Origin of the sequence: Aquabacter sediminis (assembly GCF_028863665.1) — a bacterium.
GTDB lineage: Bacteria > Pseudomonadota > Alphaproteobacteria > Rhizobiales > Xanthobacteraceae > L1I39.
Window position 1 is genome coordinate 25,755 of the sequence record NZ_JARBFX010000011.1, and the last position, 20,060, is coordinate 45,814.

Consider the following 20,060-nt stretch of genomic DNA (forward strand, 5'->3'; position numbering starts at 1 on the left):
CCCCCGCGGGCACGCGTGCGGCGAAAATTCGGGCAGGCGCATCAATTTTCGCCACTGATGAAGAAATAAGTTTCCGATATTGAACTTACGAAACTTTCGGCTAGTCTGATCCCCAGAACCCGCTCCGCCGCCATTGACGAGAGCGGGACACCTTCCATCCCGAGGCCCAGCCGCGCGGGGCGCACCGCCCTTGCCGAACGACCGGCCTCGCCACTTGCTGAAGCCGTGCCCGCAGCGCCCCCGGCGCCGATGGCGCGCGCCTTCGAGGGGGACGGCCGTGTACGTTCTGGAAGCACGCGGGCTCAGTCGGGACTTCGGCGGCTTCAAAGCCGTGGCGAACGTGGATTTCGGCCTCGTGGAAGGCTCCATCCACGCCGTCATCGGCCCCAATGGCGCCGGCAAGACCACGCTGTTCAACCTGCTCACCAAATTCCTGCCCCCCACCGGCGGCACCATCCTGCACAAGGGCGAGGACGTCACCCGCCTCTCGCCGCCCGCCATGGCCCGGCGCGGGGTGGTGCGCTCGTTCCAGATCTCGGCGGTGTTTGCCGGCCTCACCGTGCGCGAGAATGTGGAACTGGCGCTTCTGAACGCCCATGGCCTCGCCTGGAGCCTCTTCGGCTCGCTTGCCCGCCGCCCGGCCCTCAAGCGCGCGGCGGAAGAGATGATCGAGCGCTTCGGCCTGTCCACCTATCTGGAAGCCCGCGCCGGCAACCTCCCCTATGGCCGCAAGCGCGCGCTCGAACTTGCCACCACGCTCGCCCTCGATCCTGCCGTGCTGCTGCTGGACGAGCCCATGGCGGGCCTTGGCCATGAGGACATCGACAAGGTCTCCAGCCTGGTGCGCGAGGCGGGGCGCGGGCGCACCATTCTGCTCGTGGAGCACAATATGCGCGTGGTCTCCGACCTCGCCGACACCATCACCGTCATGGTGCGCGGCGAGAAACTGGCAGAAGGCACCTATGACGAGGTCTCCGCCCGCCCCGACGTGATCGCCGCCTATACGGGAGGGGCTCATGTCTGAGGCCCTGCGCACCGCCGACCTGAAGGCCTGGTACGGCGAAAGCCAGGCGCTGCACGGCATGACGTTCTCCGTGCGCGAGGGCGAGGTGGTCACCCTCATCGGCCGCAACGGCGCCGGCAAGACCACCACGCTGCGCGCCCTCATGGGCCTGATTGCCACCCGCACCGGCTCCATCCGCCTCGGCGCCGACGAGATCGTCGCCGCCCGCCCGCACCAGATCGCCCGCAAGGGCATGGCGCTGTGCCCGGAGGAGCGCGGCATCTTCGCCAGCCTGAACGTGGAGGAAAATCTCCTCCTGCCGCCGCAAGTGCGGCCTGGCGGCATGAGCGTGCCAGACATATTGAAGCTGTTCCCGAACCTGAAGGAACGGCTGAAAAGCCAGGGCACCAAGCTCTCCGGCGGCGAGCAGCAGATGCTGGCGCTCGCCCGCATCCTGCGCACCGGCGCGCGCCTCCTGCTGCTGGACGAGCCCACCGAGGGCCTCGCACCGGTCATCATCGCGCAGATCGGCGACACCATCCGCACCTTGAAGGAGATGGGCTTCACCATCCTCCTGGTGGAGCAGAACGTCGCCTTCGCGGCGGGGCTGGCCGACCGGCATTATGTGGTGGAGCTGGGCCGCGTGGTGGACGAGATCCCCGCCGCCGCCTTCGCCGACCGCCTGCCCTCCCTGAAAACCTATCTCGGCGTGTGAGCGGGGATCCATGACCACACTCTTCGGCATCCCCACCGCGGTCCTGTTTGGCCAGCTTCTGCTCGGGCTCATCAACGGCGCCTTCTACGCCATGCTGAGCCTGGGCCTTGCCGTCATCTTCGGCATGATGAACATCGTCAACTTCGCCCATGGCGCCTTCTACATGCTGGGGGCGCTGGGGGCCTGGGTGCTGCTGACCTATTTCGGCCTGTCCTATTGGTGGGGGCTCCTCATCGCGCCCCTGGTGGTGGGCGCCCTCGGCATGGTGGTGGAGCGCACCCTTCTGCGCCCGCTCTACAAGCTCGACCATCTCTACGGCATGCTGCTCACCTTCGGCCTGGCGCTGGTGCTGCAAGGCGTGCTGCGGGATGTGTTCGGCTCCTCCGGCCAGCCTTATGCCATCCCCGCTTTGCTGAAGGGCGGCACCAATCTGGGCTTCATGTTCCTGCCCACCTACCGGGCCTGGGTCATCGTCGCCTCGCTGGTGGTGTGCCTGGCCACATGGTTCGTCATCGAGCACACCAAGCTCGGCTCCTACCTGCGGGCGGCCACCGAGAATCCCATGCTGGTGCAGGCGTTTGGCATCGACGTGCCGCGCATGGTCATGCTCACCTTCGGCGCGGGCGTGGGGCTGGCGGCGCTGGCCGGCGTGCTGGCGGCGCCCATCTATCAGGTGAGCCCGCTCATGGGGGCGGACATCATCATCGTGGTGTTCGCGGTGGTGGTGATCGGCGGCATGGGCTCCATCATGGGCTCCATCGTCACCGGCTTCCTGGTGGGGCTGGTGGAGGGCCTCACCCGCACCTTCTATCCGCAGGGTTCGAGCACGGTGGTGTTCGTGATGATGGCCATCATCCTGCTGGTGCGCCCGGCGGGCCTGTTCGGCTCCAAGCCGGAAGCGGCGGCCGGCGCCCATGAGGCGCTCGATGCCCCGGCCGCCTCGCCCCGCACCGACATGGCGGCCTTCCTCGCCATGGCCGGCATCCTGGCGGTGGCCCCGGCGCTCATCTATCCGGGCTTCCTCATGAAGGGGATGATGTTCGCCCTCTTCGCCTGCGCCTTCAACCTCATCGCCGGCTATGGCCGCCTCGTCTCCTTCGGCCATGCCATGTTCCTGGGCTCGGCGGGCTATGTGTGCGGCCATGCGGCCAAAAGCCTTGGCCTCACCCCCGAACTGTCGATCCTCGCCGGCACCGGCGCGGCGGCGCTGCTGGGCCTCGTCTCCGGCTGGCTCGCCATCCGCCGCACCGGCATCTATTTCGCCATGGTCACTTTGGCCTTTGCCCAGATGGTCTATTTCGTCGCCCTCCAGGCGCCCTTCACCGGCGGCGAGGACGGCTTGCAGAACGTGCCGCGCGGCAGGCTGTTCGGCCTCATCGACCTCAATGACCACACCAACCTCTATGCCTTCGTGCTGGTGGTGTTCCTGGCCGGCTTCTTCCTCATCATGCGGCTTGCCCGCTCGCCCTTCGGGCAGGTGCTGAAGGCCATTCGCGAGCACGAGCCCCGCGCCCAGTCGCTGGGCTTTGCCACCGACCGCTACAAGCTCCTTGCCTTCACCCTCTCGGCGGCGCTCTCGGGGCTGGCCGGCTCCACCAAGGCCATCGTGGTGCAACTGGCATCGCTCACGGACGTGCACTGGTCCATGTCGGGCGAGGTGCTGCTCATGACCTTCCTCGGCGGGGTGGGCACCCTGTTCGGGCCGGTGGTGGGCGCCTTCCTGGTGGTGGCCATGCAGAACTACCTGACCGAACTCGGCCAGTGGGTCACGGTGATCCACGGCCTCATCTTCATCCTGTGCGTGCTGGCCTTCCGGCGCGGCATCGTGGGCGAGTTCCTCGCCCGCCTGCCCCGCCGCGCCGCCCCTTCCGTCACGCCCAAGCCGGCGGCGGAGCACGCCTGATGTTTCGCAAAGGAAACAGGGGCACCGGGCATCGCCCGGCAAGCCCGATCCAGAACCAGCAGAAGGGAACCACCAATATGTCCGCCCGAACCTCGACCCTGAAGGGCGCGCTTTTCGCGCTCGGACTGTCCACCGCCCTCGCCGCCGCCACCGCGCCCGCCTCCGCCCAGGTGAGCGACGACGTGGTGAAGATCGGCGTCCTCACCGACCTGTCCGGCCAGTGGTCGGACATGAACGGCCCCGGCTCCGTCACCGCGGCGGAAATGGCCATCGCCGATTTCGGCGGCACCGTGCTCGGCAAGCCCATCAAGCTCATCAGCGCCGACCACCAGCACAAGACGGACGTGGGCGTCTCCATCGCCCGGCGCTGGATCGAGAACGAGCAGGTGGACGCCATCTCGGACGTGACCAATTCCGCCATCGCGCTGGCGGTCCAGCAGCTCACCCGCGACACCAACCGCGTGGCGCTGTTCTCCTCCCCCGGCACCACGGACCTCACCGGCAAGCAGTGCTCGCCCACCGGCTTCCAGTGGGTCTATGACAATTATTCCAACGCGGTCGCGCCCGTGAAGGGCCTCATCAAGCAGGGCAAGAAGAGCTGGTACTTCGTGACCGCCGACTTCGCCTTCGGCCATTCGCTGGAAAAGATCGGCATGGCCGAGGTGAAGGAGCTGGGCGGCACGGTGGTGGGGTCCATCCGCAATCCCTTCAATTCCGCCGACATGTCGCCCTATCTGCTGCCCGCCCAGGCCTCGGGCGCGCAGGTGATCTTCCTCGCCAATGCCGGCAAGGACCTGACCACCGCCATCAAGCAGGCCCATGAATTCGGCATCGTGCAGGGCGGCCAGACGCTGGCGGCGCCCATCATGTTCATCACGGACGTGCATTCGCTGGGGCTTGAGATTGCCCAGGGCACCTCGTTCGTGGAGGGCTATTACTGGAACTATAATGACGAGACCCGCGCCTTCGCCAAGCGCTTCTATGACAAGCGCGGCGCCATGCCCACCGCCCTCCAGGCCGGCGTCTATTCCTCCATCTCCCATTATCTGAAGGCGATCCAGGCCGCCGGCACGGACGAGGCCAAGGCGGTGGCCGCCAAGATGCGCGAACTGCCGGTGAACGACTTCTTCGCCAAGAACGGCGTGGTGCGGGCCGATGGCCGCATGGTCCACGACATGTATCTGGTGAAGGTCAAGAAGCCCTCCGAATCCAAGGCTCCCTGGGACTATTACGATGTCCTGGAGACCATTCCCGGCGACCAGGCCTTCCTGCCCCTCGCGCAGAGCGAGTGCCCGCTGGTAAAGAAGTGACCTGACGTTGCGGCGGGCGGGGCTTTCGCCCTCAGCTGGACCGTCGACCTTAGTTCGCTTGGCCCCTCTTCAACGAACCACCGTCATGGCCGGGCTTGTCCCGGCCATCCACGGGGCTCCGCAAGAACAGGCTCAGCGGACAGCCGTGGATGCCCGGGACAAGCCCGGGCATGACGGAGAAGAGGTAGCGCCTTGTTTCAGGATCGATCGGCTCCGCCCTTCTGCGGTCTTACGCAATGGCACCGGGCCGGTTTAATGGCAGGATAGGACCCGGCCCGGGAGACATCGGGTCGGCGCGCGGCGGGACCGTCCCGCGCCATCCCAGGGAGTGACGTGGTGAAGGACACGGTTTCCAATGCCAGACGCGCGGCGGCCGAGGCGGCGCCCGCCCGCACCCGGCGCAAGGCCGCGCCCACGAACGGGGTCGCGCCCGATGCGCCCGTCGCCCCTGGCGCGCCGCAAATCGTCTCGGACAGTGCCGAGGCGCGCCCCGTCATCCCCGCCCGCTTCGCCGCCGCCCCGCGCCCTGCGCGGGAGGACCGGGTGGATCTGGGCCTGAAGCTCAAGCGCATGCGCAATGAGCGCGGCTGGACCCTGGACGATGTGAGCCAGCGCACCGGGGTCGCCCGCTCCACGCTCTCAAAGATCGAGAACGGGCAGATGTCGCCCACCTATGACGTGCTCCAGAAGATCACGCACGGCATGGCCCTCGACATCGTGGAACTGTTCGACGTGCGCAGCCAGGCCGCCCCCTTCGGGCGCCGCTCGCTCACCCGCAAGAACGAGGGGAAGCACCACCCCACCAGCACCTATGTCTATGAGGTGCTGGCCACCGATCTCTCGCAGAAGCGCATCCTGCCCTTCAAGGCCAAGATCCGCGCCCGAAGCCTGGATGATTTCGACGGCTGGGTGCGGCACGAGGGGGAGGAGTTCCTCTGCGTGCTCTCCGGCCGCGTGCAGGTTTTCACCGAATTCTACGCCCCCGCCATTCTGGAGCCGGGGGACAGCACCTATTTCGACAGCAATATGGGCCATGCCCTGGTCTCGCTGTCGCAAGAGGACGCCGAAGTGCTCTGGATCTGCACCGGCGCCGTCAAGCTGGGGGCGGACTAGCCGCCCTTATTGGTCCGTGTTCTGGAGTTGTTATCCATGCCGCGCATGTTTGGCGCAGAAGAAGTCGAAGCCGCCCTCACCTATCCGCGCCTGGTGGAGGCGCTGCGCGCCGCCTTCCGGGAGGAGGGCGAGCCGATGCCCGTGCGCCAGTCCTATCCCGTGGGCACGGAGGCCGCCCCCGGCCATCTCCTGCTCATGCCCGCCTGGAAGCGCGGCAGCGCCATCGGCACCAAGCTCGTTACCGTCTTTCCCGGCAATGCGGCGCGCGGGCTCGGCTCGGTGGCCTCGCTCTATGTGCTGATGGACGGGGAGACCGGCCAGCCCCGAGCCATCATCGAGGGCGACGCGCTGACCAACCGCCGCACGGCGGCGGCCTCCGCGCTCGCCTCCTCCTATCTTTCGCGCCCCGACAGCCGGACACTCGCCATCATCGGCACCGGCCATGTGGCTGCCCATCTCATGGAAGCGCACTGCGCCATCCGGCCCATCGATCGCATCCTGGTGTTCGGCCGCAACCGCGAGCGCGCCGCCGCTCTGGTGGAGCGGGCGCGCACGCATCTGAAGGTTCAGGCGGAGGTGATGTCCGAACTCGACGCCATGGTCGGCATGGCGGATATCGTCGCCTGCGGCACCACCTCGGTGGAGCCCTTGGTGCGCGGCGCCCTGGTGCGCCCCGGCACCCATGTGGACCTGGTGGGCGCCTTCACCCCCAAGATGCGCGAGAGCGACGATGCCCTCATCGCCCACGCCGACATCTATGTGGACACCCGCGCCGGCGCCCTCGCCGAGGCGGGCGACCTGCTCCAGCCCATCGCCGCCGGCGCCTGGAGCGCGGATCGCCTGAAGGGCGACCTGCACGATTTGACCGCCGGCCGTGTGCCGGGACGCACCGATACCGCCGCCATCACCGTCTTCAAGTCGGTGGGCGCGGCGCTGGAGGATCTGGTGGCCGCCCAGCTGCTCGTGGACACGGGCACCCCGCCCTTGCGCGCCGCCTCGTGAGAGGCTGAGGGCGCGGGCGGAGGAAACAAGAAGAGGAGACCGGAATGCGGATCGAGGACAAGCCGGGCTTCTGCACGCTCTGCCGCTCGCGCTGCGGCACCACCGTCACGGTTGCCGGGGGGCGGCTCGTTTCCGTGCGGCCGAACCCGGCGCATCCCACCGGCAAGGCCATGTGCCCCAAGGGGCGCGCGGCCCCGGAAATCGCCCATTCCGCCCGCCGCCTCACCACCCCCTTGCGCCGCACCACGCCGCGCGGGGCGGCCCACCCCGCCTTCAAGCCCATTTCCTGGGATGAGGCGCTGGACGAGATCGCGGAAAAGCTCAACGCCATCCGCGCCGAGAGCGGGCCGGAGGCGGTGGCCTTCGCGGTGACTTCGGGCTCGTCCTCCTCCATGTCGGATGCCCTCGACTGGGTGCAGCGGCTCATCCGCAGCTTCGGCAGCCCCAACACCATCTTCGCCACCGAGGTGTGCAACTGGCACAAGGACCATGCCCACGCCTTCACCTTCGGCTGCGGCATTCCCACCGCCGACTATTTGAATTCAGACCTCATCCTCCTGTGGGGCCACAACCCCGCCAATGTCTGGCTGGCCCAGGCGGAAGCGGTGGGCACCGCGCGGGCGCGCGGCGCCAAGGTGGTGGTGATCGACCCCCGCCAGACGGGCATGGCCCGCGACGCGGACCTCTGGCTGCGGGTGCGGCCCGGCACCGACGCGGCCCTGGCGCTGGGCGTGGCGCGGGCGCTGATCGCGCGGGGCGGCTATGACCGGGACTTCGTGGAGGGCTGGACCAACGGCCCCCTCCTGGTGCGCACGGACACCGGCCGCTTCCTGCGCGGCGCCGAGGTGGGGCTTGAGGATGACGCGGCCTATGTGATGTGGGACGAGGCCGCCGGCCGGCCCGTCTCCAGCGAGGACCGCAGCGGACGGCCGCGCCTTTCCGGCGGCCTCACCCTCAACACCGCCTTCGGCCCCATCGCCTGCCGCACCGCCTTCGACTTCTATGAGGAGGCGCTCGCCCCCTATGATCCGGCCACCGTGGAAGCCATCACCGGCGTCCCGGCGGGGGATGTGGAGGCGTTCGCAGACCTGATCGCGGCGGCGGGTTCGGTCGCCTACCACGCCTGGACCGGCCTCGGCCAGCACACCAACGCCACCCAGACCGAGCGGGCGGTGGCGAGCCTCTATGCCCTCACCGGCTCCTTCGACATTCCCGGCGGCAATGTGCGCCGCGCCGCGCATCCGGTGCCCGCGCTCCATTCCATGGCCATGATCGAGCCTGCCACCCGTGCCAAGGCGCTGGGGCTCTCCGACCGCCCGCTCGGGCCCCCGGTGGATGGCTGGATCACGTCCACCGATTTTTACGACGCGGTGCTGGAGGGCAAGCCCTATCCCATCCGCGCCTTGATGACCTTCGGCTCCAACTTGCTGGTCTCCCATCCCGAGCCGGAGCGGGGCGCACGGGCCCTGGATGCGCTGGAGTTCCAGGTCCATTGCGACCTGTTCCTGAACCCGACGGCCGAACATGCGGACATCGTGCTGCCGGTGACCAGTTCCTACGAGCACGAGGCGCTGCGGGTGGGCTTCGAGATCACCCATGCGGCCCAGGAACTGGTGCAGTTGCGTCCGCAAATGATTCCCCGCCAGGGCGACACCCGCTCGGACCAGGAGATCGTCTTCGCCCTCGCCCCGCGTCTCGGGCTGGGGGAGGCGTTCTTTGGCGGCGATGTGGATGCCGGCTGGAACCACATGCTGGCCCCGCTGGGCCTTGATGTGGCGCAGTTGCGCCAGCATCCCGAAGGCATCAGCCTGCCCCTCAAGGAGACCTATCGCAAGTATCGCGACACCGGCTTTGCCACCCAGACCCGGCGGGTGGAGCTCTACAGCGAACTCTTCCTGCGCCATGGCTACGATCCTCTGCCGCGCTTCGTGCCGCCCGCGCGCACGCCGGATGGGGATTTCCCCCTCGTCCTGTTCTCCGCCAATAACGGCTATTTCTGCCACAGCCAGCAGCGCGGCATCACCGCGCTCCGCAAGAAGCGGGGCGAGCCACTGGCGGAGATCCATCCCGACACCGCCGCCGCCCGCGGCATCGCGGAGGGCGATGCCATGCGCGTGCGCACGCCGCGCGGCGCCATCTCGGTGAAAGCCAAGCTCAACGCGACGCTCGCCCCCGATACGGTGGCCTGCGACTATGGCTGGTGGCAAGGCGCGCCCGATCTCGGCCTGCCGGCCTTCGCCATCTCAGCCGGCGCGCCGGGGGCTGCGAGCTATAATGCGGTCATTCCCGAAGCCGACCGCGACCCGGTGAGCGGCTCGCTGCCCTTGCGCTCCTATGTGTGCGAGGTGGAGCTGGACGCCGCCGTCCTAGCCCGCCGCTGGCCGGGCTGGCGCACCTTCCGTGTGGCCGCGCGCCGGGACGAGCCGGGGGAGGTGGCCGCCCTCACCCTCGTGCCGGAAGACGGCGGGCTGCTCCCCCCCTTCCGGCCGGGCCAGTTCGTGACCGTGCGGGTGGATGGCCTCACCCGCTCCTATTCGCTCACCGGCCCCGTCGAGGCCGCGCCCACCGCCTATTCCATCGCCGTGCGGCGGTTGCCGGGCGGGGTGGTGTCGGAGGCGATTTTCGCGGGGTTGAAGGAGGGCGCGCGCCTCGACCTCCAGGCCCCGGCGGGCAACTTCGTCATGCCGCTGGAGAATGAATTCCCGGTGGTGCTGATCGCCGGCGGCATCGGCATCACGCCCTTCCTGTCCTATCTGGAGAGCCTGGAGGGCAAGCCAGGCGAGCCGCAGATTGATCTCCATTATGGCTGCCGCAGCGCCGCCGAGCAGCCGTTTGCCGCACGGCTTGCCGCGCTCGCCCAGCGCCTGCCCAACCTGAAGGTCACCACCTATCTCACCCGCCCCGAAGCGGGGGCGCGCTGCGACGTGGAAGGCCGCTTCTGCGCGGCGGACCTGCCGCAGGCGCTCATCGACGCCCGCGCCCGCTTCTATCTGTGCGGCTCGGACGCCATGATGGACGAAGCCGTGGCGCTGCTGAAGGGCCGGGGCGTGCCGGCCTTCGAGATCTTCCGCGAGCGGTTCCGTTCTCCCGTCGGGGTGCCGGAAGGCGACCTTTCCCCCCGCACCCTCACCTTCGCCCGCTCCGGTCGCACGCTCACCTGGACGCCGGAGGCCGGCGCTGTGCTGGCCTGCGCCGAAAAGGCAGGACTCACCTTGCCCAGCGGCTGCCGCACCGGCCAGTGCGAGAGCTGCAAGGTCCCCGTGGTGTCAGGGCAGGTGCTGCATCTGGTGCCGGTGGAGGACGAGGAAGAGGGCGCGTGCCTCGCCTGCCAGGCGGTGCCGCTCACCGATCTGGTGCTGGACGCCTGAGCTGGCGCCCACACGCGGCGCCAGGCAGCGGCCGCCGGGGATCACATCACCCCGGCGCGCAGCAGATCGTGGATGTGGACGATGCCCACCGGTCGGCCGGCCTCCACCACGAAGACCGAGGTGATGGACACGGAATTCAGGAGCGCCAGCACCTGCTGGGCCAGCATGTCCGGCCCCACGGTGCGCGGCGCGCGGGTCATCACCTCGTCCACCGGCCGGTCCACGAAGCCGCCCCGGAAGGCGCGGCGCAGGTCGCCGTCGGTGACGACGCCGGCGAGGCGCCCGTCCTTGTCCACCACGCCCGTCACGCCGAACCGCTTGGAGGTCATTTCCACGATGGCCTGAGAGAGCGGCAGGCCGAGCGGCACGAGGGGCACGTCCTCGCCCGCATGCATGAGGTCGGACGCCTTGCGCAGCCGCGCGCCCAGCTTGCCGCCGGGATGGAATTCCCGGAAATCCTGCGCCGTGAAGCCGCGCAGCGACAGGAGCGCCACCGCGATGGCATCGCCCATGGCCATCTGCATCACCGTGGAGGTGGTGGGGGCAAGGCCATTGGGGCAGGCCTCGGGCATGACGGGCAGCACAAGGGCAATGTCGGCCGCCGTGCCGAGCGCGCTTTCCGCCCGCGCCGTGATCGCCACCAGCGGCACCTGGAAGCGGCGGGTATAGACGATGATGTCCGCCAATTCCGGCGCTTCGCCCGACCAGGACAAAGCCAGCACCAGATCCTCGGTGCCGATCATGCCGAGATCGCCATGGCTCGCCTCGCCCGGATGGACGAAATAGGCCTGGGTGCCCGTGGAGGCCAAGGTGGCGGCGATCTTGCGCGCCACATGGCCGGACTTGCCCATGCCGGTGACGATCACCCGGCCATTCTTGGCCCGGGCGGCGCGGATGGCGGCGCAGGTCTCTTCCACCGCCGCGCCGAGCGGCCCGTCCATGGCGGCGCGCAGCGCGTTCAGGCCGTCGCTCTCCAGTTCGAGCGTGCGGCGGGCCTCGTCGCGGGCGGTGAGGGTGTGGGTCGCGTCGGTCATTCAGATCCCTCGGGCCGCCAGCATCTCGCGCGCCCGCTCCAGGTCCTCGGGCGTGTCGACGCCCAGCGGCACCTCGGCCACTTCCATGGCGTCGATGCGCATCCCCGCCTCCAGCGCCCGCAGCTGCTCCAGCTTCTCGCGCTGCTCCAGCACCGAGGGCGGCAAGGCCACGAAGCGCGCGAGCGCCGCGCGGCGCCAGGCATATAGGCCGATATGGTGATAGAGCGGCCCCTCGCCCCAGGGCGCGCGGGCGCGGGTGAAATAGAGCGCCCGGAAGCGACCGCCGCCCAGCGGCGATCCCACCATCTTCACCACGCTGGAGGCCTCTTTCTCCTCGGCGCGGGTGATGAGGGCCACCGCCGTGCCGATGGCCACCTCCGAATCCGCAAGCGGGAGCGCGGCGGCACGGAGCGTGTCGGGGGCAACGGTGGGCAGGTCGCCCTGCACATTGATCACGGCGTCATAGCGCCCGTCCGGATCGAGCCGGCCCAGCGCCTCGAAGATGCGGTCGGAGCCGGAGGCGTGGTCGGCGGCGGTCATCACCGCCTCGCCCCCCACGGCGCGGATGGCGTCGGCGATCTCCACCGTGTCGGTGGCGACGCAGACCGGGGCGACATCCGCCTCCAGCGCCCGGCGCCACACCGCCACGATCATGGGCTCGCCATTCAAGTCCGCCAAAGGCTTGCCCGGCAGGCGGGTGGAGGCCATGCGGGCGGGAATGAGGACGACGGGCCTCATGCGGCCCCCGAAAGCTGCGCCTTGCTCAGGGAATCCAGCGCCATCAACTGCCGCAGCAGCGGCTCGAATTCCTTCAGCGGCACCATATTGGGGCCATCGGAGGGGGCATGGTCGGGATCGGGATGGGTCTCGATGAAGAGGCCGGCGACCCCCACCGCCACCGCCGCGCGGGAGAGCACCGGCACGAATTCCCGCTGGCCGCCGGAACTGGTGCCCTGCCCGCCCGGCTGCTGCACGGAATGGGTGGCATCGAAGATCACCGGCGCGCCGGTGCGGGCCATGATGGGCAGGCCACGGAAATCGGACACCAGGGTGTTGTAGCCGAACGAGGTGCCGCGATCGGTGAGCAGCACATTGGGATTACCGCCGCCCACGATCTTGTCGAGCACATTGGCCATGTCCCAGGGGGCGAGGAACTGGCCCTTCTTCACATTCACCACCCGCCCGGTGGCGGCGGCGGCGAGCAAGAGGTCGGTCTGCCGGCACAGGAAGGCGGGGATCTGGAGCACGTCCACCGCCTGCGCCACGGCGGCGCACTGGGCGGCGTCATGCACGTCGGTGAGGACGGGCAGGCCCAGGCTCTCGCGGATCTCGGCGAAGATGGGCAGGGATTTTTCAAGGCCCAGCCCGCGCTGCGCGCCCGCGCTGGTGCGGTTGGCCTTGTCGAAGGAGGTTTTATAGACGAGCCCGATGCCGAGGCGGTCCGCGATCTCCTTCAGCGCGCCCGCCACTTCCAGGGCATGGGCGCGGCTTTCCAGCTGGCACGGGCCGGCGATCACCGCCAGCGGCAGGTGGTTGCCGAAGCGGACGGGTCCAACGGGCACGACGGAATGGGGGGACAGGGTCAAGGCTCGTTCTCGCTGAGGCGCAGCGTGCGCCGCGCGCATCCTTAACGCTCGCCGCGTGGCAAGGGCAAGGCGGGAGGCGATGGCGGGAGGGGATCACGCGCCCCATGGACAAGCCAGCCAATCCCTGGCGATGATCCGCCAAACGGCCGCGCCGGTACCGAGGGGAGGCACAGCGTGGATGCGGGGAAAATGCAGGGGAGCGAAGAAGGGGCAGGCTCAGGCTCGGGCTTGGGTTCGGGCTTGGGTTCGGGCGTCTCTTCCGGGACCACCCGCCGGAGCCTCCTCGTGGCGGGCGCAGCCGCGCTCCTTGCCGGCGCCGCCCCGCGCCCGGCCGGCGCGCAACACCCCGATGGCCTTCCCAAGGGGCACGATGCCTTTCCACGCGGGCGCATCCACGACCAGACGGCGATCCCGGTCCTCGGCTTCAAGGTCGCGCGGGTCTATCCCCACGATCCCACCGCCTATACGGAAGGGCTGGTGAAAGTGGGCGCCTCCATGTTCGAGGGGACGGGCCTTTATGGCCAGTCCCGCCTGATGGAATGGGATCTGGAGAGCGGACAGGTCCTCCGGCAGGTGGTCCTGGACGCGTCCGAATTCGGCGAGGGCGTCACGGTGATCGGCGACACGGTCTACCAGCTGACCTATCTCTCCAACACCGCCTTCACCTATGACCGTTCGACCCTCACGCGAACCGGCAGCTTCACCTTCGGCGCACAGGGCTGGGGCCTGACCCAGAACGGCACCCATCTCATCATGAGCGATGGCTCGTCCGCGCTCGCCTTTCGGGATCCCGTCACCTTCAAGGAGGTGCGCAAGATCTACGCGCACGACGCGGTCGGCGCGGTGGGCTTCCTCAACGAGCTGGAATATGTGGAGGGCGCGGTCTACGCCAATGTCTGGCAGACGCCCTATATCGCCGTGATCGACCCCGGCACCGGCGCGCTCACCGCCTGGATCGACCTCACCGGCCTCAATCCCGACCCGGCCCGCCTCACCTATCCGCTGGTATTGAACGGCATCGCCTGGAACGCGGAAACCCGCCACCTGCTGGTGACCGGCAAGTGCTGGCCGCAGGTCTGGGAGATTGACCTCATCCCGTTCGGCAAAAGCTGAGGCAGCCGCGGTCCCTCACGGCGTGCGGGCCACCACCCGCAGCAGGTCGGACTGGACTGTCTCGATGTGCGAGGCCAGGAGCGCGCACGCCCCCGCCACGTCCCGCGCCCGGCACAGGGCGATCAGCGCGGCATGCTCGCGGACCGCCACCTCCATGGCCTCCCGGCTGGACAATTGCACCCGCGTGTAGCGGTCCGAGGTCTGGAGCAGGGAGACGACGATGCCCTGGGTGCGGGGCAGCACCGCATGGGCATAGAGGGCGAGGTGGAATTCCGCGTTCAGCACGCCGAAACTGCTGACATCGCGGGCGGTGGTGGCCGCCACGAAGCGGGCCTGGATGTCGTCGAGCTTTGTGAAATCGGCGTCCGTGAAGGCGTCCGCCGAGCGGGCCAGCAGGCGCGGCTCCAGGATGGCGCGCAGCTCGAACACGTCGTTGATCTCGTCCAGCGACAATTCGGAGACGATGGCCCCCTTCTGGGGCACCATCCGCACCAGCCCTTCCGCCTCCAGCTGGAACAGCGCCTCGCGCACCGGAATGCGGCTGACCCCATAGGCCTCCGCCAGCGCATCCTGCCGCAGGGAGGTCCCCGCCGCATAGGCCCCGCCCAGGATGGCGCGACGCAGCTCATCCACGATGGCGGCCGACAGGGTGCGGTGTTTCAGGCGCGGATTCATTGCGGGATCCAGGGAATGAAAAAAGTGCGAAAAAGCCGTTGACGGCGAAAATGTATAAAATCTACATTGATGACGGAAGCCCTATTTTTGGGCCTGACCAGCGAGCGAGCAATGACAGCAGCAACCCAGCCACGGCAGGGGCCGGCGGAGGCATTCCGCTTTGTCACCTGCGCCTCCGAGGCCCTGCTGAAAGTGGAACGCAAGGCGGTGGCCGGGCTCATGATGCTGCTCACCGGTCTGATCATGCTGAACGTGGTGACCCGCTATTCCGGGTTGCCGCTTTATTGGGTGGACGAGGCCTCCATCTACACGGTGGTGTGGCTGACCTTCGTGGGCGCCTCCGCCATGAGCCGGCTTCGGCTCGATTTCTCGGTGACGCTGCTCACCGAGCGTCTTTCCCCGGCCCAGGCCAAGGTGGCGCGGGTCATCTCAACCGGCTTGCTCGTCTTCTTCGGCGGCGCGCTCGCCGCCATGTGCTGGGTGTGGATGGACCCCGTGGGCATCGCGGCGGCCGGCTTTGACGCCCGCGAGCACGCCGCCCAGACCTTCAACTTCCTCTACACCGAGCAGACCCAGACCCTGCGCTGGCCCACCTGGCTGGTGAGCCTGATCATGCCGATCTTCGCGCTCTCGCTGGTGGTGCACGGCCTCGCCAATCTTCTGGAGGACCTGGAATGGGTGACCCCGCCGGTGCGTGAAGCCAACCTCGGCTCGGCGGAAGGGGTGAGCTGACATGATCTCCACCGCCGCCTTCGTCGCGCTCATGCTGGTGGGGCTGCCCATCAGCCTGTGCCTGTGCCTGACCTGCATCGTGTTCATCCAGGCCACCGGCAACCCGCTGCTCTACCAGACCTTTCCGACCCAGTTGTTCGGTGGCGTCGACAGCTACGGCCTCATCGCCATCCCGCTTTTCATCCTCATCGGCGAGCTGATGAATGGCGGCGGCATCACCCGGCGCATCATCGATTTGTCCATGGCGTTCGTGGGCTCCATCAAGGGGGGCCTCGCTTATGTGAACATGGTCGCCAACATGCTGGTGTCCTCGATCCTGGGCTCGGCCACCGCGCAGGTGGCCATCATGTCCCAGATCCTGGTGCCGGAGATGGAGAAGAAGGGCTACGACAAGACCTTCGCCGCCGGATTGACCGCCTATGCGGGCATGCTGGGGCCCATCATCCCGCCCTCCATCATGTTCGTCATCTATTCGGTGATGGCGCAGGTGCCGGTGTCCGACATGCTGGTGGCGGGCATCATTCCCGGTGTGCTCTTGACCGGCCTGTTCTGCATCGTCATCGCGCTCATGGGGTTCGTCTATAATTATCCCCGCGGCGAGAAGATGTCGCTGCGCCAGCGCTTCGCCGTGGTGATCGAGACCGCGCCCACCCTGCTGATCCCGTTCGTCATTGTCGGCTCCATCCTCACCGGCCTTGCCAATGCCACGGAAGCCGCCGTCATCGGCGCGGTCGCCTCGGTTCTGGTGGGCCGCTACTGGATCAAGGAGCTGAAATTCTCGCAGCTGCCGGGCATGTTCCTGCGCGCCGGCATCTATTCGGCGGCGGTGCTGTTCCTGGTGGCGGCGGCGGCGGTGTTCACCTGGGTGCTCATCTACGCCAAGGTGCCGCAGGAAGTGGCCGGCTGGGTGCAGGGCGCGGCGCACGATCCCGTCACCTTCATGCTGCTGCTGAACGTGGTGCTGCTGATCATCGGCACGGTGATCGACGGCGCGCCCGGTCTCATCATGACCGTGCCGATCCTGCTGCCCATCGCCACCGAGGTCTACCACATCGACCCCATCCATTTCGGCGTGGTGGTGGTGATCAATCTGGTGCTGGGCTTCCTCTCGCCCCCGGTCGGCCTGTGCTTCTTCGTGGCCTCGGCGGTGACGGGGGCCAAGCCCGGTAAGATGTTCATCGTCACCTTGCCCTTCTTCTTCGCCGCCTGCGGCCTGCTGGTCCTGTTGTCCGTGTTCCCGGTCCTGTCGACCGCCTTGAGCAAATAACAAACCTGAAACCTTCCAGGAGCCTGTCATGACCCTCGACCGTCGACGCTTCATGCTTGCCGCAGCGGCAGGCGCCGCGCTTCCCCTCGCCGCGCCCGGCATTGCGCGGGCCCAGGCGAAGGATTTCCGCCTCGGCATCATCACGCCTCCGGGCCATCCCTGGAACGAGGCGGCCATCAAGGTGGGCGAGACGCTGAAGAAGGAGACCAATGGTCGCCTCTCCATCACCGTCTTCCCCTCCGGCCAGCTGGGCAATGAAGGCGCCATGCTGCAGCAGATGCAGACCGGCGCCCTCGACATGGGCTTCATCATGACCGCCGAGCTCGGCTCGCGCGTGCCCGCCATCGCCGCCATCAACGCGCCCTGGATCGTGGATTCCACCGCCAAGGTGGCCAAGCTCGTGAAGACGCCGGTGGCCATGAGCCTGTTCGACCTCCTGCCGCGCGAGACCGGCACGGTGGGACTGGCCTGGGGCATCACCACCATGCGCGTGGTGTTCACGGCCAAGCCCATCGAGGGCCTTTCCGACCTCAAGGGCATGAAGCTGCGCATCAATACGACGCCGGCCTACAAGGACTTCTACCAGCTGCTCGGCGCCGCCCCGACCCCCATCCCCACCCCGCAGGTGTTCGATGCCATGAGCAACGGGCAGGTGGACGGCCTGGAGGCGGACCTCGACTTCTCCTGGAACCAGCGCTTCGACAAGGTGTCGAAGACCATGCTGCGCATGAACGCCATCTTCATGCCCTGCGTCGCCCTGGTCTCGGGCCGCGTGTGGCAGGGCCTGTCGGCGGAAGACAAGGCGCTCATCACCAAGGCCACCAAGGCCGCCCTCGACGCCCAGGTGGAAGAGACGGTGGTGAACGAGCCGGTGCTGATCGAGAAGTTCAAGGGCACCGGCATCGCCATGCGCGAGGCCAAGGTGGGCGATGCCGAGACCAAGACCATCATCGCCGAGTACGACAAGATCTGGCTGCCCAAGGCCCCCATCCTCGCCGAGCTGCGCAAGGTCGGCGCGACCCTCTGATCCCCCAACGGGGCGGGCCGCGCCCGCCTCCCATTTCCCGAAGGACCCAACGAGCCATGACGCCCAAGATCACCTGGGAAGGCGTGTTTCCCGCCGTCACCACCCAGTTCCGCGAGGACCTCTCCGTCGACGTGGAAGCCACGGCCGGCGTCATGGACGCCCTCATCAAGGACGGCGTGTCCGGCCTCATCATCTGCGGCACGGTGGGCGAGAATTGCTCGCTGACTACGGCCGAGAAGGTCTCCCTCATGGAGGCCGCCAAGTCCACCGCCGCCGGCCGCGTGCCGGTGATTTGCGGCATCGCGGAATTCACCACCGCGTTTGCCGCCGACACCGCCAAGGAGGCCGCGCGCGTCGGCCTCGACGGCATCATGGTCATGCCGGCTCTGGTCTATTCCTCCAAGCCCCACGAGACCGCCGCCCATTTCCGGGGCGTGGCCAAGGCCACCGACTTGCCGGTCATGGTCTATAACAATCCGCCCATCTACAAGAACGACGTCACCCCCGACATCCTGGCCATGCTGGCAGATGTGGACACCATCGTCTGCTTCAAGGAAAGCTCCGGCGACACGCGCCGCTTCATCGACGTGCGCAACAAGGTGGGCGACCGCTTCGTGATGTTCGCCGGCCTCGACGACGTGGTGGTGGAGAGCATCGCCATGGGCGCGGTGGGCTGGGTGTCCGGCATGTCCAACGCCTTCCCGCGCGAGGGCGAGACGCTGTTCCGCCTGGCCAAGCAGGGCCGCTTCGCCGAGGCCATGTCGCTCTATGAGTGGTTCATGCCGCTCTTGCACCTGGATGCCCGCCCGGACCTCGTCCAGTGCATCAAGCTGTGCGAGCACATCATGGGCCGCGGCACCTGGCGCACCCGCCCGCCGCGCCTGGAGCTGCCCGAGAAGGAAAAGGCCGAGATCGAGGCCCTCATGGCCGCCGCCCTCGCCAAGCGCCCGGCGCTGCCCGAAGTGGGCCTGAAGGTCGCGGCCTGAACGAAAACGCCCGGTCCGCGCGGACCGGGCGTTGCCTTTTTCAGAGGACCGAAGACCCGCGCCTCACTGCACCGGCGTCGGAATGGCCGCCTTCCAGGTGGCCACTTCCGCCTCGAAGCGCTTGCGGTGGGCCTGCGTCGTGCGCTCGGCGGCGGGGAAGACGGAGGTGCCCACGTCCGCGAAGCGCGCCTGGATGGTGGCGTCGTCCAGCGCCTTGTTGAGCGCGCCGTTGAGCTTGGCCACCACGTCCGCCGGCGTGCCCTTGGGCACGTAGAGCGCGTGCCAGATGATGAAGTCGAAGCCCTTCAGCCCGGCCTCCTGGAGGGTGGGAAGGTCCTTCAGCACCGGCAGGCGCTTGTCGGAGGTAACGGCGAAGCCCTTCACGGACTTCGCCAGCACCTGCGGCACGGCGGTGGTGGACTGGTCGCACAATATGTCCACCTGCCCGCCCATGAGGTCGTTCATGGCCGGCCCGGTGCCGCGATAGCCCACTTCGGTGAACTGCACGCCCAGCGCCTTCTGGAGCAGCACGCCGCACAGATAGGCGTTGGACCCCACGCCCGCATGGGCGATGGTGGTCTTGCTGCCTTCCGCCTTCAGCCGCGCGAGCAACTCCACCGCAGTGTTGGCGGGATAGTCCTTCTTGGACAGCACCACCATGGGCCCGTAATTGACGAGGCCGACGGTCTCGAAGGCCCCCAGCGTGTCATAGGGCAGGCTGCGATAGAGCGCGGCCGAGGCGGCGAGCGCCACGTGGTGGATCAGCATGGTGTAGCCGTCCGGCGTCGACTTGGCGACGCGGCCGGCGGCGGTGGTGCCGCCCGCGCCGGCGATATTCTCCACGATCACCTGCTGACCGAGCGTGCCGGACATGGACTGGGCCAGAAGGCGGGCGATCGCATCGCTCGGACCGCCGGCGGCGAACGGCACCACCATGGTGATGGTGCGGCTCGGGAACGTGTCCGCGCTTGCCGCGCCACCGGCCATGGCCAGCCCCATGAGGCCGGCCGCAAGGGTCCTGAAAACTGACTTCATCGTCTTTTCTCCCTGAACGTCCATCCCTGCCGGCAGCCCGTCTGATGCGGGCCTGTCCGGTTTGCGTTCGGGTGCCGGGCATGGCGGCGGACGGCCGCCTTGGAGGAGCCAAGTCCTTCCATCACCGTCCTTTTCCAGCCCGTTCCCACCGCCCCGGAGGGGGCGGCCGGTGTCTTTGTGGCCCGACAATT

Annotated in this window: 17 protein-coding genes and 1 pseudogene; 13 read left to right on the forward strand and 5 right to left on the reverse strand. The window is 68.2% G+C overall.

Translation table 11 applies throughout. The annotated features are described in order from the left end of the window. Positions 1-277 precede the first annotated feature (277 nt). The 8 genes and pseudogenes from PV781_RS19625 (at position 278) to PV781_RS19655 (ending at position 10,414) form a co-directional block, all read left to right on the forward strand. Positions 278-1,024, forward strand: a complete 747-nt coding sequence (locus PV781_RS19625) for an ABC transporter ATP-binding protein (RefSeq protein ID WP_274777323.1) — start codon at positions 278-280, stop codon at positions 1,022-1,024. Continuing rightward, entirely contained in the window at positions 1,017-1,718 is a 702-nt protein-coding gene (locus PV781_RS19630; RefSeq protein WP_274777324.1) for an ABC transporter ATP-binding protein, read from the forward strand. The genes PV781_RS19625 and PV781_RS19630 overlap by 8 nt, the downstream gene beginning before the upstream one ends. Before the next feature lie 10 nt (positions 1,719-1,728). Then, positions 1,729-2,604: pseudogene (locus PV781_RS24065) on the forward strand (branched-chain amino acid ABC transporter permease); the annotation flags it as partial. A gap of 150 nt (positions 2,605-2,754) precedes the next feature. Beyond that, complete coding sequence (locus tag PV781_RS24070; RefSeq protein ID WP_425532437.1) at positions 2,755-3,621, forward strand: branched-chain amino acid ABC transporter permease; 867 nt, start codon at positions 2,755-2,757, stop codon at positions 3,619-3,621. 98 nt (positions 3,622-3,719) lie between these two features. Beyond that, positions 3,720-4,931, forward strand: a complete 1,212-nt coding sequence (locus PV781_RS19640; protein WP_425532438.1) for an ABC transporter substrate-binding protein — start codon at positions 3,720-3,722, stop codon at positions 4,929-4,931. A gap of 336 nt (positions 4,932-5,267) precedes the next feature. Beyond that, complete coding sequence (locus PV781_RS19645) at positions 5,268-6,044, forward strand: helix-turn-helix domain-containing protein (protein ID WP_274777326.1); 777 nt, start codon at positions 5,268-5,270, stop codon at positions 6,042-6,044. 36 nt (positions 6,045-6,080) lie between these two features. Then, positions 6,081-7,046, forward strand: coding sequence for a bifunctional Delta(1)-pyrroline-2-carboxylate/Delta(1)-piperideine-2-carboxylate reductase (lhpI, locus tag PV781_RS19650; protein ID WP_274777327.1), 966 nt, complete (start codon positions 6,081-6,083; stop codon positions 7,044-7,046). 44 nt (positions 7,047-7,090) lie between these two features. After that, positions 7,091-10,414, forward strand: a complete 3,324-nt coding sequence (locus PV781_RS19655; RefSeq protein WP_274777328.1) for a molybdopterin-dependent oxidoreductase — start codon at positions 7,091-7,093, stop codon at positions 10,412-10,414. 41 nt (positions 10,415-10,455) lie between these two features. Here PV781_RS19655 and PV781_RS19660 read toward each other — a convergent pair whose 3' ends face one another. Genes PV781_RS19660 through kdsA form a run of 3 tightly spaced genes read right to left on the reverse strand, consistent with a single transcriptional unit; the run spans position 10,456 to position 13,073 of the window. Then, positions 10,456-11,448 (reverse strand): KpsF/GutQ family sugar-phosphate isomerase, encoded by a 993-nt coding sequence (locus PV781_RS19660; RefSeq protein WP_274777329.1) that lies wholly within the window; start codon positions 11,446-11,448, stop codon positions 10,456-10,458. Then, the gene (locus PV781_RS19665; protein ID WP_274777330.1) at positions 11,449-12,186 is read right to left on the reverse strand and encodes a 3-deoxy-manno-octulosonate cytidylyltransferase; all 738 of its coding nucleotides are present in this window, start codon (positions 12,184-12,186) and stop codon (positions 11,449-11,451) included. Then, positions 12,183-13,073, reverse strand: coding sequence for a 3-deoxy-8-phosphooctulonate synthase (gene kdsA, locus PV781_RS19670; RefSeq protein WP_425532429.1), 891 nt, complete (start codon positions 13,071-13,073; stop codon positions 12,183-12,185). The genes PV781_RS19665 and kdsA overlap by 4 nt, the downstream gene beginning before the upstream one ends. A gap of 246 nt (positions 13,074-13,319) precedes the next feature. Here kdsA and PV781_RS19675 point away from each other — a divergent pair, with 246 nt between their 5' ends. Next, positions 13,320-14,147 carry a glutaminyl-peptide cyclotransferase gene (locus PV781_RS19675; protein WP_274777332.1) on the forward strand — a complete coding sequence of 276 codons (828 nt, stop codon included), beginning with the start codon at positions 13,320-13,322 and terminating at the stop codon, positions 14,145-14,147. Between the two features lie 15 nt (positions 14,148-14,162). Here PV781_RS19675 and PV781_RS19680 read toward each other — a convergent pair whose 3' ends face one another. Then, positions 14,163-14,822 carry a GntR family transcriptional regulator gene (locus tag PV781_RS19680; RefSeq protein WP_274777333.1) on the reverse strand — a complete coding sequence of 220 codons (660 nt, stop codon included), beginning with the start codon at positions 14,820-14,822 and terminating at the stop codon, positions 14,163-14,165. A 111-nt stretch (positions 14,823-14,933) separates the two neighbouring features. On the opposite strand from PV781_RS19680, the gene PV781_RS19685 reads away from it, so the two are divergent. The 4 genes from PV781_RS19685 to PV781_RS19700 are packed head-to-tail and all read left to right on the forward strand — an operon-like array spanning position 14,934 to position 18,834. Then, positions 14,934-15,554: a TRAP transporter small permease gene (locus PV781_RS19685; RefSeq protein ID WP_425532430.1), complete on the forward strand. Its 621-nt coding sequence runs from the start codon at positions 14,934-14,936 to the stop codon at positions 15,552-15,554. Position 15,555: 1 nt separating this feature from the next. Beyond that, positions 15,556-16,821 carry a TRAP transporter large permease gene (locus tag PV781_RS19690; RefSeq protein WP_274777334.1) on the forward strand — a complete coding sequence of 422 codons (1,266 nt, stop codon included), beginning with the start codon at positions 15,556-15,558 and terminating at the stop codon, positions 16,819-16,821. 28 nt (positions 16,822-16,849) lie between these two features. After that, positions 16,850-17,848, forward strand: a complete 999-nt coding sequence (locus PV781_RS19695; protein WP_209104080.1) for a TRAP transporter substrate-binding protein — start codon at positions 16,850-16,852, stop codon at positions 17,846-17,848. Positions 17,849-17,904: 56 nt separating this feature from the next. After that, positions 17,905-18,834, forward strand: a complete 930-nt coding sequence (locus PV781_RS19700; RefSeq protein WP_274777335.1) for a dihydrodipicolinate synthase family protein — start codon at positions 17,905-17,907, stop codon at positions 18,832-18,834. Positions 18,835-18,897: 63 nt separating this feature from the next. Here the strand turns inward: PV781_RS19700 and PV781_RS19705 are convergent, their stop codons facing one another. Then, the gene (locus PV781_RS19705) at positions 18,898-19,869 is read right to left on the reverse strand and encodes a tripartite tricarboxylate transporter substrate-binding protein (protein WP_274777336.1); all 972 of its coding nucleotides are present in this window, start codon (positions 19,867-19,869) and stop codon (positions 18,898-18,900) included. Positions 19,870-20,060: the final 191 nt, after the last annotated feature.